A 15,421-nucleotide genomic window follows, 5' to 3' on the forward strand; every position below is an offset into this window, starting at 1 on the left:
GCAATGAAATTTCATCACCTAGGACGATGCGTTGCAGCTGTCGCTGTTGCGCTTACTGCCTGGCCGACCATGGCACAGGAAGCTGAAGGCACCAGCGCCAAATCAACGCTCCTGCAATCAGAAATCGAAGTCACATGGCAGGACAAGGCGCAAGGCCTGGCTCAACTCTTGGCAGATCGACTGGGCGTTCCCTTCACCAGCCCAGTACCACTGGACACTCAGGTGTCCGTCAAACAGGCAGGTGGCTCCACGGTCGCCAATCTGATCTCGACGGTCAACAGCCAACTCCCCCCTGGGATCAAGCTTCAGCTCACGGAAACTGCTGCTGGCACGAAGCTGGAAGCAGTAGCAGCGAGCGCACCGACTACAGCGGTGGCCACTGCAGTGGTACAGGGAAGCGCACCATCGCGCGCGCAGATTGAGGGACTGTTCACAACCAGCACAGTTCCAGGCTCTGGCTCGTGGGTGGACCAGGCGCGCCAACACTGGAAAGCCTCCTTCACTGACGGCTCTGGACAGCCTGCACGTCGCTGGGAGCTCAAGCTCCAGGACGTAACGCTGAACAAGGCCTTCACACGCTGGGCCGCAGAAGCCGGCTATCGCGTGCGCTGGGATGCGCGCAAGCATGTCGTGATCGGAAGCCCCGAGACCTACGAAATGCCATTCGAGCAGGCCGTGACCGCCGCCCTGTCGTCACCAGGCATTCAAGCGAGCGAATACCCGCTTGATGTCTGCTTCTACCCAAATAACCCGCCCTTGGCCCGTATCACCCGCCGTGGCGAGCAAGACAAGGAATGCACCCAATGATTCTGGCCAACCTAAAGCACAGTGTCGTACCCTCTGCTCTCGTTTCTGCTCTGTTGCTCGCAGGATGTGTCTCGCCTGCAGTCACCCAGCAAGTTCGTGGCCACATTGACAGCTCCTTGGAGGCTGCAGGTGTCATGAATCGGAGCCTGCGCGTAGAAGAGACCACACAGGGCCACAAGGCTGCCACAAATGCAGCGGCCGCCCGTCAGCTCTCGCCCATCGTTGCGCGCCGTGCTTCGCGTCCGTGGATCGGCTCCGAGATGATCGAGATCAGTTCCGAAGACTCCCTTCCCGCCATCTTCGATGAAACCTTCAAGCTCATCAGCTTTGAAGACAAAAGCACTGGCGGCAAGGTCAGCCTTACGGTTTGGGCCGAACGCATGTCTCGCATAACTGGCGTTCCGTTTCGCATCAAGCAGGACGTATACAGCCCCGCGTCATCGGCAGTCGCCTCTAGCCCAAGCACCGCTCAGCCGGCCAAGCCCGCGACCGCCACAGTTGCAGGAATGAGCATGCCTGCACCTCTGGCCGTTGCTGGCCAGCCGAGCGTCGAGGCCATACGCCCTGGTCCAAACCTCATGCTCGACACAGTTGAGATGGACTGGAAGAACAACACGCCGCGCGGCATCACTGAGTTCGTGACAGCCAGGCTGGGACTGTCCTATGCGTATCGCGATGGCGTGATCATTATTGAGCGCTACGTCACAGAAACCTTCGAGATCGCCGCTCTTGAAGGAAGCAAGGACTTTGCTATGAATTTGCAAGGTGGCTCAACATCGGGTGCTAGCAGCACCACCGGCGCTACTGGCAATTCCCAGTCCAATTTCCGCATCGACGAAGCTGGATCACTGGACATCTTCAATTCATTCATGAATAGCCTGCAGCAGATGGTGGCTGCGGTGCCCGGATCATCCATCGCTATCAACCAGGGTACCGGTAGGTTCGCGGTGACGACGACCAAGGAAGCCATGCAGCGCATCCGCCAAGTGGTCAAGTCCGAGAACGAGTCGCTGACACGCCAGGTCCGCATACAGATGGACATCTACTCCATCACGACAAAGGACGGAGACGAGAAGGGAGTGAACTGGGGCGTGGTGCTCAATTCGCTTACCTCCAAGTGGGGCGCAACCATTGACTCGCCCACTTCGCTAGTTGGTGATACGGCGGGCCAGATCGGGTTGACGATCCTCTCTCTGGCAAACGGAGGCAGCCCAAGCAGCGGCACGGTGCCCCGCTGGGGTGGCACACAAGCGGCGATCCAGGCGCTGAACGAGTATGGCACCAACATCCAGCATCGCCCCATAGAGATGCAGGCGATGAACCGCCAATGGGCACGCAAGACCAACCTCAACGACCGTTCTTACGTGTCTGAGACGCTGCCATCGACCTCTACTGCAGCCGGATCGGGCTCGGTGGGCATGAAGACTGCCAACGTCACTACGGGCGATCGCTTCATGATCCAACCCGCGATCTTGGACAACGGCTCAGTGCAGTTGAGATTCGGCATCAGCATGACCAACCTTGTGGCGATGACCGAGACGACCTCCGGCCAGGGTACTTCGATCTCAAGGGTCCAAAACCCCGAAAGGTCAGGCATCGACGATCAATCGACGGTCATGCTCAAAGCTGGCCAAGTCATGGTCCTCACCGGCATGGCCCGCTACAAAGCCAAAGACAACCGCCGCCGTCTGGCTGAAGGTTGGAGTTTGCTCGCTGGCGGCTCTGACGCGCAAAGCCTGGAACGTGAGGAATTCCTCGTTGTGGTTCGTCCTGTGCTCATGAACTGAGGCCACCATGAGTGCATACCTCATCGAACGGCGCTATGTGATCGGCGTGACTTGGCAGCAGACTGTCCAAGCCGTGAATCTCAAGAAGCACGCACAACAACTTGCCCGCAAGGGGAAGGCGGACTACTACTGCACGGTAGCTCCAGCCACCGTGGGCACCGCGAAACTCAAAGTGTCCAACCAGGGGGAAAAGCTCATCGCCTTGGCTACCGGCGTGGCCGCCTTCGCCAATGGCCATGTGTTTGCAGCCATCAAGCTCCCACAAGGGATCTGGATTTGCGCCGCAATCGACGGAGCACCAGCGACTGGCTTCGACGCGCTGGTGACGGACGAAGAAGCGGCTCGATCGCGGCTGGCTGCATTTGAGCGATTGGCCACCTCTTCCATCTCACTGTTCACGAATGAGCCAGATTTACTTTACCCCGCACCAGAGGTACAGCCCGTAACGCTGAGTCAGGTCATAAGCGCAGCTGCCAGCAACGAGGCCAGTGAGGCCTTGGCCAAGGTCGGCACCAGCATCCCTCCAGCTGTGCTCTACACCGTAGCCGGCGCGATCCTTTTGCTCGGGGGATTACGTGCTTGGGACTATTGGCAACTGGAGCAAAGGCGCCAAGCAGAGCTCTTGGCCAACGCCAATGAGCTGGACCCCAAGACAGCATGGACTCAGGCCTTCCAAGCATATGCACAGGAGAAGTCCACCTACGGGCATGAAGCGCTACGAGCATTGCGCGAAGCCACCGAAAAACTACCCACCAGCATCGCCGGGTGGCGCCTAAAGGAGACGGACTGTAAGCCAAGCGCTGGCAGCACTTGGGGTTGCACCCTGAAATTCGACCGCACCGCAGATGTGGGTCTAGACCCCACCAACGAAGACTTCGAGCATTTGCGTCCACGCGAGTGGACCGTCCGCTATTCCACAGTGGATGAAATAGAGGCCGTTATGCAAGTGTCAGCGCCTGCACGTCGCCTCAACTTCGATGAGCTGACCCCACTGGCCATCCAGCAAGTACGTGGACTTAGTTCCTTGCAACTGATCTTGCGCGCTTTCAGCGGAAAAACCATTGGGCAATTCCAGCCTGAAGCAGTTCCAGCACCGCTCAACAAGGTCGGAGAGCCCGTGTCCATGCCTGCTGAGCTCGGGCTGGCCATCTACAGAGCTGCGTTGACAAACCTGAGCGGCCCCTTGCTCAGCGTGGATCTGCTGATAACTCCAGAGGTACCGGTGGCGTGGACCTCTTTCAAGGTTGACTTTGCCCGACTGCCCAACGACTGGCAGGCCAACGGCGAAGCGTCTCTCAAGAAAAGCCTCATGACGGCCACCTTGGCCGGAGAAATCTATGCAAAGAACTAAGCCCGCCGTTGCAGCCGCGCTGATTGGCTTCGCTATGCACGCTGCCGCCCAGGATCTCGCTGCGGCCGCATCGCAGCCACAGCCAGGCTATGGCTTTGCTCCAACCGTGAAGAAGCTCTTGCAACTCGAAGCCGATAAAGCCGTTGAGGCTGCGCTCGGCCAAACGGGCGGCTCCACTACTGCAGCCGCGGCTCCACAAGGAGCAGCACCAACTGTGCAGCCAGCCGTAGAAGCACCGCCGGAGCCTCGCCCACTTCTTACCCTCAATGGCATCTATGGACGCGCAGGCCGTTGGACGGCCGAGGTCGCCATCGACGGTCGCATCTACGCCTTTACGCCTGCAGAGACGAAGGCAGGCTACACAGCAAAGCGCATTGATGCACGGTGCATCGAACTGCAGCACAGCAAGTTCCCGCAAAAGCTCTGCAGCGACCGCTGAGGAACCAAAGATGCAGTGGCCATTCTTCTCACGCCAACGTTCAACAGTCCCAGCTCCGCCGACTGCGACCACTTTCGTCCTCAGTCAACGTGTCATAAAGACAGAGACCGAGCTGCTCAAGGAAGTGAGCTTCCATCGCCCACTCGGGAAGGACAAGGACATCAACCTGGCGGGAAGTCTGGCCCAGCACATCTGTCCTCTCGAAACACGAAAAGACAGCAAGCAGTTCATTCTGCTCGTGAGCAACCGCCACCGAAGCTCGCAAGAACTACGGGCTACGACCGAGCTCCTCCTGTCCAAAAACTACCGTCTCGCACCAGGCGCCAACGTCTATCTGGTCGAGAGCGAAACCATCATCCATGCCGTCTCGCGTGGCCACATCGACGGGACCCAGGGGGAGCGCCTTCGCAACATTTTGGGCGACAGGGCAAAAGCGGGCTACTACCAGTCGTTCGAGGAACTGGTGCGTTACGGCGTAACCAACCGCGCCTCTGACATTCACCTGAACATCTTCACTGCCCAAACACGCAGCGAGGTCCGGTTCACCATCGAGGGCAAGTACGTGGCCCCACCACGCTTCCACTTGCCAACTGCAACGCTTCTGTCCATCGCTGGAGTCGCGTACCAAACTGCCAAGGGAGTCAAAGACCCCGTTTTCAATGGCACTGTCGAATCCCAGTGCCGGATCTTCATCGATCTGGCCGAGCTTGGACAGTTCATGCTGCGCTGGGCGTCGATGGCCTGTGACGAAGGCCCGCAGATCACCATGCGGATCACGCCAATCAATGCCAAGAAAGAACCGCTGACGCTGGAGCAACTTGGCTACCTCCCCACACAGATCTCCATGCTGATGCGGGCCATGCGATCCGAGGGCGGTGCAATCGTCCTCTCGGGGGTCGTTGACTCGGGCAAATCGACAACGATATCGACACTACTCAGTGGAGTTCCAAGCACGCGCAAAGTGATGACAGTGGAAGACCCGCGAGAAAACATCTTGCCTGGCAGTCACTTTCACCAGAACACGGTGAGTCGCGACCTTGAAAGCGATGACGACCCTTTCAAGCCAAAGAAGAGAACATTAAAGCGAACCGCACTTAACGATCTATTCATCGGTGAGATTCGTGACCAGCAAACTGCCGCCCTGCTTCAAGATGCTATCGAATCGGGCACGAACTGCTATACGACTGTCCACGCTCGTAATTGCATGGGTATACCAGCACGCTTGATATCGCCAGGTATTGGCATTGACATCGATGTCGTTTCCACCCCTGGAAATCTCAAGCTCTTGGGATATCAAGCACTACTTCCGAAAAACTGCCCCGGCTGCAAGCTAAAGGCCACAAAGCTCCTACAAGGTGAAAATGCAATGGAGTGGGAGGATTACTTCTCACGCATAAAACGTCTCTACGATATTGATCAAGAAACGATATATGTCAGAAACCCCGAGGGATGCGATAAATGCCGGCGTGATGGCTTGCCTGAATTGAATGGCTTACTTGGCCGCACCGTCGTCGCTGAGTTGGTTGAGCCAGATGACTATTTCCTGGAATGTATACGCGACGCCAAAACAATTGAACTGAGCCAGTATCTGGCGTCATCGCGTACCGCACCATATGACGATCCAGATATGACTGGAAAATCTGCAATGGACTGTGCCATCTACAAAATGAGCAAAGGTGAAATTGACCCTAGAGAGATCGAGCCTCGATTTATGTCATTTTTCACAGTAGAAAGACGCCGAGAAATGGCTGCAGTTCACACAAAGAATCATCAATCAATTAAGAAGCTGCAGGCTGTGTGATGCGATCCATCCTTGAGTTTTTCTCGCCATTAAAACGCGCAGCACGACAATTTAGAAGGCATCGTGCCGACTATTACGAGTATCTCGCTGACGTGCTTTCAGATTCCGATGGGCGAATCCTTATGCACGACATATTCGTAAAGGATGCTCAACGCTACGCACCAAAGAACCGCTGGCAGAAGCTCCGCCCCCATCCGCGAGCAGTGCTTTCCGAATACTGGGCAAGCAAGTTTCTGGACACTGGCACAGACATCGGCGCAACTTGGCGAGGCACGCTGCCCGATGCAGACATGCTGATTATTGCTTCAGCAGCTAACCACGGAGGCACTGGATCAGTACCGGATGCATTGAAAGAGGCTGCACGCTTGGTGAGAGTAGTTGATGAGGCTCGCAGTCTGTTTCTCTCAATCATTGCTGTTGCAATATTCTCAATTATTGTTGTACTGGCAACTCTCACAAGCGTGCCTGCTTTTGTCTGGCCGCAAATAAAAACAACCTTCGACTTTGTACCGGAAACACTTTACGGACCACATGCTTTTGATCTGGAACATTTCTCAAGGGTGTTCGCCTCATATATCATTCCTTTAACAATCGGGATACTAATACTTAGCATCGCCTTTAGTTGGTCCTTGACTCGCTGGAGCGGCCGTTCTCGTCAATGGGCAGAAAAATTCATTGTTTACAGGGTCTACAGGAACTATCGCGGCGCGATGTTTCTTTCGACCCTATCTACTCTGGTAAAGCGAGGCTCGGGTCTCAATCTTCGAGAAGGCATACAGGCAATCTCATTGCAGGCGGAGCCTTGGTTGCAATGGTATTGCCAACGCATCATGGAGAATATTGAGCTCGGCTTTGTGGATGGTAGGCTATTCGATGTGGGCCTGATGGAGTCGGATGCTCTTTATTACTTGTTCGATATTTCTGAAGCAAATTTTTTAGAAGCTGGTCTCCAACTAACAGGCCGTCGCACAGAGCGCGATATGGGAAAGAGCATCAAAAAACGTGCATTTATCCTCCGATGGAGCATTTTATTTGTATCGTTGGCAATAGTCGGCTGGGTTGTTTTCAATACCTTTAATGCTATTCATGAAATGACCGATGCCGCAAAAATGGTTTTTCTGTGATCCCGTTTCAAACCGCTTTAACTAGGAGCAAACAATATGCAAAACATGATCAATATCACTCGTCGCACACGCAAATCGATTCGATGCAAGAACAATGAAGGCGGCTTCACGTTTATCGAACTGATGATTGTTGCGGCGATCATCGCGATCCTCGCAGTGCTTGCTGTACCAGTGCTGCAGGGCCTCTACCGCGAGTACCGCGCGCCCTACTTTGCGCGCGACTTGGCCAGGGCAGTCAACACGCTGCAAGGAGCTGCGAACACCGTGGCCACTGCGACGCCGTACACCGGCGTCACAACTGCAACACTGGCCAGCGCGCTGAAGGACACCGCATTCAGCGTCTCCGGCGCAGCGGCCACCCATTCGATCCAAGCGACCGGCCTGGCCCCTCAAGCAGTTGCCGTGACGGGCACGCCTGGCGCGAACCTCGTCATCACAGTCTCAAAGGTCCACGAAAAGGCCTGTATGCCCATGCTGACCCAGATGGTCCGAGTCGCTGAAAGCATCAAGGTGGGCACAACCCCAGTAAAGGTCGCTGGTGCGCAGCCTGCAATTGCGACGCTGCAAAGCGCCTGCGCGGTTCCCGCAGGCGCCGACATTGAATACACCATCCAATAACACCCCTCCCGCCGTGCCTAAGTAGGCACGGCAAAAGGACACCATGCTGCGCACGCGCCATCATCGCAAACAACAACAGGCGGGCTTCCTCATGCTTGAGCTCATCGCTGTGCTTGGCTTGACCGCTGTACTCGGCGTCTATGCATCCAAGGAGGCAATCGACAAGATCAACAGCGGCCGCGCAGAAGCTACCGGCGTCTACCTCTCGACGCTCAAGGATGGACTGGACAAGTTCCTGAACCTCAATGCCCAGGCCCTTGCCATGGGATCGGTTGTGGCCGGCTTCTCCGATCCACTCGCACCCACAGTCGACGAGCTGCGCACTGCCAAGTATTTGGCTGCCTCATTTCCTCTCATCGACCCAATGAGGCGCCGGCAACTCATCACGGTGGATCGATCTGGCTGCCCAGGATCGACGTGCTCGCTTACCGCCTATTCGTATAGCCACCTACCACTGACCGCCAGCTGCAATGGATATGCAACCGATGGAGCCTGCGCGGCTGCGATGGGCTCCATTTGGCATGTGCAAGCTGAAGAGATCAGATCCGCTAGCCAGGGTTATGGCGCTACGGTGACCTTGCTTGCGCCCACTCGCCTGCGCGGGAGCAGCTGTAACTATCCAACTCCAGGGGGCGCAGCTCCAGCCACATATGGCGTCTGCACGGCCAGGACTGCAGCGATCTATTCTCAATTTGTACGCATCCGAGACGACCGCGATCCCGATCTGCAAGGCGACTTGAGCGTCGTGGGGAAAGTGAAGTCAGGCTCGCTCGTGTCTCAGTCGTTGTCGATCAGCAATGGACCAACCGAGACCGCCAGCATCAACAGCGGCGGCGACCTGACGGTTAAGAATGGCTCTGGTGTCCCTACGGCCGGCATCTCGATGAGCGACGGCTCTGGTCGAACGTATGGCCAGGTCATCAAGCCAACTAGCGTTCAAGTCAAGGGCAGCTCATGTACTGGAGCCAACCAGCAAGGCGATATTGCTCAGGACTCGACTAGCCAGGGACTCGTCATGTGCATTGGAGGTACTTGGAAAGGAATCTCCCCGCAAAAGGATGCTATAGCCGGAGGATGGTGTCCGCAGAACGGCGGAGTCGCATGGAATGCACAGGATATTGCCCTCTATTGCTCAGGAAACCAATGGGTACCGCTAGCAGATCGATTTGGAAAGAAGATATTTATTGAGTCTTACTCAGCTAGCAATGGGACTTGGATACCTAAACCGGCCTGTGTTTCTGGAACTGCGGGCTCGATGGTCATACTCACTCCCAAGAATCAAAGCACTGATGCAGTCAAGCTAAATCATTACGCCACTGACTACGGCTGGGCGTGGCTAGTATCAGTTGTTGATAACCTCGGCGCAGCAGCAGCTGGTGAAGCAATTGCACAGACATACTGCATTTATTAATACAGGTTCATATGAAGCGTACTCTGATCACATTATCAGTCTTGCTAGCAATCTCGGTGAACGGAATTGCACAGAATTATGATTCTACTGGCACCGTTCGGTTATGGGCTCCGAGTCCTCCTGGCGGAAATTTACCAGTTGTTGTTCCTGGCTATGGCTCCTTGGGAGAGGGAGCCATTAGTAACTCGTTTAACCTTCAGACTACAGGCGGCTGCTTTCCAGCTTGGACATACGGAGTCTGCGTGGTCAAAAGCGGAGGCGGAGGTTATTCGCTTGCCGGCTCTGATGGTCGGTGGCATAGCCTCTGCCCTTCGAATACATACGGAATCATTACCGGGACACAGGCTACCACTACCGGATCGGTGTGTGGCGGTGACTGAGCAATAAAAAAGGCCCTACAGGGCCTTTTTTATGATCACAAGATTTAGTTTTGTGTACCAGTGGAGAACACAAACACCTCATTCAGTGGTTTTCCATCCGATGTGCCGCTTACGGTAATTCGGTATTGGGTGTTCGCAAGCAGAGGCTTATCAGGGATAACAAACGCCTCGCCGATTGCAAGCAACTTATTCACGTCATCCGTGGAATTGAGGATTCTAGTTGCCACTGGAGCAGACGAGCTTACCTGAACCATTTCAGCAGTCTTGATTTCGATGGAGCCACCATAGGCAGCCTTGAAATAGACGGGCGTTCCCATGGGAGACGCGTTGAAGTCGCGGCTGGGATAGGGGCTTGGGGACTCGGGACCGAAGAGAGGTGATACGCCAGTTGTGCCGTTGCAGGGGAAGCTGCGGACCTTACCACCTGTGTAAACAGGAGTCGAGGTCCCAGCTGGCACGCCAAAATTCACAACAGCGACGCCATAGTAGGCAGTCTCTCCAGCGATAGGAGTCTTGTTGCCCGACACAGAGAAGCCCACCCCCATCTCCACCCATTCACTCGCGGCTGCCGACAAATGGTAAACAGAAGAGAAAAGACCTTTGATCCTTGCTTCACCGGATGGAAGATTTGGAGAGGTCTCAATGCCCGAGGGGCTAGTTCCTGCAAATAATGATCCAGAATTCTCGTTGGAAACAATTTCGCCGAGTGTAGTCGCCTGATAGCCTGCCGCCGTGGCACGCGCCAATAAATCCGCACCAGTAAAGCCAGGATTTGTATTGACCTGAGTATGACTGATAGTCTCATTCAATCGCAGGTAATTCGCATGACCTGATGAGGCAGTGTCTAGCAACGAGTTCTGCTTCAAGGCACCGAAACCACACGTAACGCGGTTCTTATTGATGATGTCGAAGATCTTGGCCCGGTTTACATCTGCATAGTTGCCCGGTTGCGCGTCAGAAGGATAGGTTTCTGTCGGTGTTTCTGGCGTCGGGGTAGTTCCACCACCGTTACCGGCACCAGCATTACTGTTCCCGGAGTCGCTGCCACCGCCGCCTCCGCATGCGGCGAGTGCGCAGGCAATTGCAACAATCGACAAAGTGCTGGAAATCTTCATCTGGAACCTCTATTTCAAATATGAAAGCTGCGCTCGATCGAATGAAACGTCGAGTGCGAAAATTGAACGGAAATTTGGAAGAGACGCGACAGTCGGTATGGACTGTGCAGGGGAACGATATGGCGTTATTTCATTGGTACTCCGCGTGGGACATATCTTGTGGGCTTCTCACAAGGGGTGACGCGAAGATTTCCAACGAAGCCTTGTGTAACTGTGCGTGACAATTGTATGTCTGTCAAGTGCCTCGAAAATAAAAAAAAAATGACCACAAGCTGTGAAAACAGCTTGTGGTCAAAATGGGCTACATCGTCAAAAGGTCTCTCGCGAGAGCCATCTCAATGCTTTCGCCCTCGTTGTCGTTGAGAACGTCCAGTCCACTCTCAGGCATATCGCCAGAGGTGGACTGCGATACCGCGATTTTCTTGGCCATGAGTCGCAGGCATTCCATTTGTGAAGTGCCGGCGTAGCCAAGGAAGATCACGCGAACATCATGCTTCTGACCAATGCGCCAGGAGCGCCTGGCAGCCTGAAGCATCGTGTAGACGTTGAATCCCGATTGCATGAAAGCGATCGTTGGGAACTCAAGCAAATCCAGGCCAGTCTTCACAAGCTCGGGATTGGTGATGAGCACATCGATGCCTCGCTCTACCTGGTCCGCTACCCAGTCTTCCCGCTTGGCCGCATCTACGCTGGCACGCAGCACAGCTACCTTGAACCCCCTGGCTTCGAGCAGCATGCGCAACCGGGCCGTGGTGTCGCGGGTGCCTGAATAGATTGAATAGACCAGGACCTTGCGGCCGAGGGCTTTCTCATCCATGCAGAGCTCAATGAGCTTGGCCTCTTTCGGAGTGCATTCAACATCATCGAACAGAGCCGGCTGCATGTGCAGCAGCTCCTTGCTTCTTGGATGCCTCACCGTTTCCGAACGAAAGCAGCATTCTGGCCATGCAAGCAACACGTTCATGACCACACCCAACAGCGTGCTGTCCTTCATGGCCAAGGCCTGCTTCAGGATCTGCACCAGTTTCCTCGACATATCGGCGTATGCCTCAGCTTGGTCATCGCCCATTTGCACGTCAACAAAGGACTCGTCATACGCCGGCAGCACCTTCTGCCCAATGTCCCGCAGCTTTAGGAATACCGTAATGGGAAGCACGTAACGCAAGATACCCACGGGGCCGAACCCTGGAGCCTTGCTTGTGCGAACAGTCACGCCTTTACCCTTGGCCGTGCGGTGGGAAGTAGTTGAGGTCTCTTTGTAGATGTCCTTGAGCACTCCATGCACGCGCATGAAGCCCATGGTCGCAGCAGCCATGGAGCCGGTCTTGGATGGCTTGAAGCCGTCCTCGATCAACACCCTGGGATTGACGCGCCAGAGCAGGTGAAAAAGATCATCCGCATAGCCGCCCATGAGTGTGCCCGTCAGCAGAAGCACCTTTTCGCACTGGCTGGCCAACACGCCCATTGCCTGCCCCTGGGCCGAGCCCTCGTTTTTGTACTCGTGTCCTTCATCGACCACCAGCAAACCAAAGTAGTTGGTCGGCAGATAGCGCTTGATGAACTCCGTGGGCTGATAGCCGCCCTGCCCGATTGAAAACTCGAACGTGGCCAGGCTTCGCTCCATGCGCTTCGCCTGCTTGTCGCTGAATACCAGCTCCCCGTTCTCGTCCATCAAGTTCAAGAACTCGTAGACGTTGTCCTCCAGCATCGCAGCCAGTGTTTTCTCTCCAAACTTGCTGAGCAGCCGCTTCGCAGAAACCGGGCCGATGGTTGGCATCTGCTGAAGTGCGTTGAGCACCAGGTCGGACATAGAGTCGATGGGCCGCCCATTGCGAATCAGCATCCACAGCGTCGAGTTGCAGTGTTCGCACTTTCGCCGGCGGTCACTGAGGACCTGCTTGGCCAAGGGTACGGACATGGGCAAGGTCTCGTCGTCATCGCCCTTCGATTCGAGCGGCCGCATGCAGCAAGGGCAGCATGCAGCCACGAAACGCTGGCCACCAACGAGGATGGTGCGCTCGATAAAGGACGGACGCCAATGAAACCCCATACGCATCCGCACACGGCCCAGCACGAAGAACTCCGGCTGGCTCGTTGTGATGCCCAAGCGGGCACGCATCTGCAGCAGCTTGCGCAGCGTGTCCGGGCCATTCAAGATCCAGACCCGAGCGCCGGGTACCGTGTCAAGAATCTCGCGCCGCCACTTGTAGACAAGGTGCGGCGGTGAGATCACAAGAGTGCGAGGATTGCGTCGCTGCAGCTGCTGAAGCAGCACAGACACGCAGATGGCCATCATGGTCTTGCCCGTGCCCATCTCCGCGTTCAAGACCGCAGCTGGCTCGCCTCGATCAGCCAGGAGCTTTACGATGGCCTGAACCGCTTCGGATTGCTCTTTGAATGGCTTGCGCTTCAAATTGTCGAGGATCTGCTGGCGGGCCAGCCAGACCTCGGACAGTTGATCGCGCTGCGGTAGATAGACAGGCGGGTTCTGTGACCGGACCTGATCGAGCAGCCCTTGGCCAAACTCGCGTATGAAATCTCCAAGGGGCAGGGTTTCATCAATCACTTCGGCCAGAAAATCTGCGCCTTCGATCGTGCCAAGTTCATCAGCGACTTCCTGTACCACCGGGGCGGCCTCGGCCGCAGTAGTGGATGCCTCTGCCACAGCGGGCTCAGCAATTGCCAAATCGTTCATTGTTTGCTCCAAAAAAATGAGCACACACCCCACAAAGGAGTGCGCGCCCAACGGTTAGATGAATGAAGGTGAGAAAGGCCTCTGGCGAGGCCTTGATGGAGTTAAGGAAGGAGAACGCGGTTGCGAACGCCCTCACTTACATGCCGAATGAAGTGATCAGAAATACTTACACGCAGCGCGTGAAGATTTCCGATGCGCGGATAGAGGCCACCCCCGAGCTCGTGGACAGCGCCCTTCTCTCGACACCAGGCAATCAAGGGTCCTTGCCAGTGATCGAGCAGCGCAATGGGAGCCAAGGTTTTCACCAGAGCCCACACCTTCTCCTCGATGCCGGCGTCGACATTGGACACCACCCAGCCAATGCGGTTGGGCTTGTCGATCTCCTGTAAGCGTTTGTCGTAGACGAACAGATGGTTCAAAGATCCAAAGAGGTTCTGACGCGGTAGACGGCCGGTGAACTTTCCCAGGCGCTCCGCAGATCCAACCTGGACATGGTTACGCGTTCCTTCAGGGCTCACCAACGTGAAATCCGTGATTCCGTGCTCAGTCCTGCCCAGCTCCATAGCCGCGATGAACTGCATGGCAGAAGCATCGCGCCCATAGAACGAGAGAAACATGAGCTCGCCCTCATCGTTCCGCAGGCAAGCGTCGGCCCATAGATCCGCGAAACCCTCTATACGGTGAAGCGCTCTTTGCATGAAATGCTCCTTTTATGGAGCAGCCCACAAGGGGCGTGCCCCGTGTGGGTGGATGAAAGACTATGGATTCGGTATCCAGAGCCAGGCGGCGACGTAGGTACCGTCTTCCGCCGGCGCTACCAGCGGCAAGGGATCGATGACGCATTGGTCATTGGCGTGGATCTCCCTGGCACGGGCGATTGCATCGGCGCACTCAGCGCGATTCAGATCCTGGTTGTTGAGAAGCCTGCCGAGCTGCGTGACAGCACCGGCAAGGTCGCCCGACTCCCAGGAGTCAACGACATCCCGCGCTGCTTCCTCCAGCTCATGCATGGGCAGCCGCCTTGCGTTTCTCCAAGGCGTCGTAGTGCATCTCGACCTGCAGTTTGAGGTCCTCGATCTGGGTCAGCGCCTGCGTATGCTGTTCGCGGACAACCTTCTCAGTCACACGCTTAGGCTTTGAAGCCACGAGCGTCTTGCTGAAATCGCCATCGCCGCCAAAGCCCATGACAAAGCGCTTGAAACCTCCCTCCACCAATGACACAGAGGCCGATGTGACGAGGGAGCTATTCAACTTACGTGTTGAGACGGTGAGCACGCGCCGGTCGCCGAGATCAATCTCGGTGTTCCCACGGTGGCCATCACGGATGTTGTTAGAAAAAGATGTATTCATGGATCGCTCCTGGTTCAAGTGGATAGAGCGAGCCCCTCCCCTGCGGGACAGGCCCGCAAGGGTGGTTGAAGAAATGCCAAGGTCTCTCGACCTGGTGCGCCTTCATGGCTCAGCGCGCCTTAAAACCGTTTCTGACAGGTCAAACGGTTTTCCGCAGCTCACCTCTATGGGTAGGCTGGGGAAAACCGGCTGTAGCCGGTTCTCGTGGGTTTAATGGGTCCTATCAGAATCCATCACTGATGCATGGCTTGCTGCTGGAAGCAAGCAGGCCAAGCGCCAGTGACAGATCGAGGGCAACCAGGTTGCGAAACGTCCGGTCCGATTCCGTCATGCGCTCCCCGAGATGAAGCATGACGTTCTCAAGACTGGCTGATGCATCACATGCCTTGTTGAGCGCATCCAGGATGTGGGGGATCTTGGAGGGCAACTCTGCAAGCGCTTCGAGCATGAGCTCGTCCTGCGTCGTCAGCCCCTGCAGATGGAGGCTGAGGATGTGTTCAAGCAGCTGGAAGGTATTCATCGAGCTCGCCATCAATATTCCGA

The 15,421-nt window shown here is 55.9% G+C and carries 14 protein-coding genes; 8 read left to right on the forward strand and 6 right to left on the reverse strand.

The annotated features are described in order from the left end of the window. The first annotated feature begins 3 nt into the window (after window positions 1-3). Genes Cte04_RS19875 through Cte04_RS19910 form a run of 8 tightly spaced genes read left to right on the forward strand, consistent with a single transcriptional unit; the run spans window position 4 to window position 9,338 of the window. The gene (locus Cte04_RS19875) at window positions 4-807 is read left to right on the forward strand and encodes a TcpQ domain-containing protein (RefSeq protein ID WP_230629849.1); all 804 of its coding nucleotides are present in this window, start codon (window positions 4-6) and stop codon (window positions 805-807) included. Then, window positions 804-2,594 carry a hypothetical protein gene (locus Cte04_RS19880; RefSeq protein ID WP_019042144.1) on the forward strand — a complete coding sequence of 597 codons (1,791 nt, stop codon included), beginning with the start codon at window positions 804-806 and terminating at the stop codon, window positions 2,592-2,594. The genes Cte04_RS19875 and Cte04_RS19880 overlap by 4 nt, the downstream gene beginning before the upstream one ends. 7 nt (window positions 2,595-2,601) lie before the next feature. Then, on the forward strand, window positions 2,602-3,945 hold the full coding sequence (pilO2, locus tag Cte04_RS19885; RefSeq protein WP_019042145.1) for a type 4b pilus protein PilO2: 1,344 nt from the start codon (window positions 2,602-2,604) through the stop codon (window positions 3,943-3,945). Beyond that, complete coding sequence (locus Cte04_RS19890) at window positions 3,932-4,384, forward strand: hypothetical protein (protein WP_029158309.1); 453 nt, start codon at window positions 3,932-3,934, stop codon at window positions 4,382-4,384. Before pilO2 ends, Cte04_RS19890 begins: the two co-directional genes overlap by 14 nt. Before the next feature lie 10 nt (window positions 4,385-4,394). Further along, window positions 4,395-6,185, forward strand: a complete 1,791-nt coding sequence (locus Cte04_RS19895) for an ATPase, T2SS/T4P/T4SS family (RefSeq protein WP_066483262.1) — start codon at window positions 4,395-4,397, stop codon at window positions 6,183-6,185. Continuing rightward, on the forward strand, window positions 6,185-7,309 hold the full coding sequence (locus tag Cte04_RS19900; RefSeq protein WP_066483265.1) for a type II secretion system F family protein: 1,125 nt from the start codon (window positions 6,185-6,187) through the stop codon (window positions 7,307-7,309). The genes Cte04_RS19895 and Cte04_RS19900 overlap by 1 nt, the downstream gene beginning before the upstream one ends. A 36-nt stretch (window positions 7,310-7,345) precedes the next feature. After that, a complete protein-coding gene (locus tag Cte04_RS19905; RefSeq protein ID WP_019042149.1) occupies window positions 7,346-7,927 on the forward strand; it encodes a prepilin-type N-terminal cleavage/methylation domain-containing protein in 582 nt (193 codons plus the stop codon). 43 nt (window positions 7,928-7,970) lie between these two features. Then, the gene (locus tag Cte04_RS19910; RefSeq protein WP_083526772.1) at window positions 7,971-9,338 is read left to right on the forward strand and encodes a type II secretion system protein; all 1,368 of its coding nucleotides are present in this window, start codon (window positions 7,971-7,973) and stop codon (window positions 9,336-9,338) included. Window positions 9,339-9,762: 424 nt separating this feature from the next. On the opposite strand, the gene Cte04_RS19915 is transcribed toward Cte04_RS19910, so the two are convergent. The 6 genes from Cte04_RS19915 to Cte04_RS19940 all read right to left on the reverse strand — a co-directional run bounded on the left by Cte04_RS19915 (window position 9,763) and on the right by Cte04_RS19940 (window position 15,398). Next, the gene (locus Cte04_RS19915) at window positions 9,763-10,833 is read right to left on the reverse strand and encodes a CAP domain-containing protein (RefSeq protein WP_157082201.1); all 1,071 of its coding nucleotides are present in this window, start codon (window positions 10,831-10,833) and stop codon (window positions 9,763-9,765) included. A gap of 301 nt (window positions 10,834-11,134) precedes the next feature. Further along, on the reverse strand, window positions 11,135-13,528 hold the full coding sequence (locus Cte04_RS19920; protein ID WP_034398723.1) for a DEAD/DEAH box helicase family protein: 2,394 nt from the start codon (window positions 13,526-13,528) through the stop codon (window positions 11,135-11,137). A 101-nt stretch (window positions 13,529-13,629) separates the two neighbouring features. Further along, window positions 13,630-14,226 (reverse strand): hypothetical protein, encoded by a 597-nt coding sequence (locus tag Cte04_RS19925; RefSeq protein ID WP_019042154.1) that lies wholly within the window; start codon window positions 14,224-14,226, stop codon window positions 13,630-13,632. A 60-nt stretch (window positions 14,227-14,286) separates the two neighbouring features. Then, the gene (locus Cte04_RS19930) at window positions 14,287-14,538 is read right to left on the reverse strand and encodes a hypothetical protein (protein WP_019042155.1); all 252 of its coding nucleotides are present in this window, start codon (window positions 14,536-14,538) and stop codon (window positions 14,287-14,289) included. Next, on the reverse strand, window positions 14,531-14,878 hold the full coding sequence (locus Cte04_RS19935) for a hypothetical protein (RefSeq protein WP_029158312.1): 348 nt from the start codon (window positions 14,876-14,878) through the stop codon (window positions 14,531-14,533). The genes Cte04_RS19930 and Cte04_RS19935 overlap by 8 nt, the downstream gene beginning before the upstream one ends. A 223-nt stretch (window positions 14,879-15,101) precedes the next feature. Next, on the reverse strand, window positions 15,102-15,398 hold the full coding sequence (locus Cte04_RS19940; RefSeq protein ID WP_230629851.1) for a hypothetical protein: 297 nt from the start codon (window positions 15,396-15,398) through the stop codon (window positions 15,102-15,104). Between the last annotated feature and the right edge of the window lie 23 nt (window positions 15,399-15,421).

It is taken from the genome of Comamonas terrae (assembly GCF_001544075.1).
Classification (GTDB): Bacteria; Pseudomonadota; Gammaproteobacteria; order Burkholderiales; family Burkholderiaceae_C; genus Comamonas; species Comamonas terrae.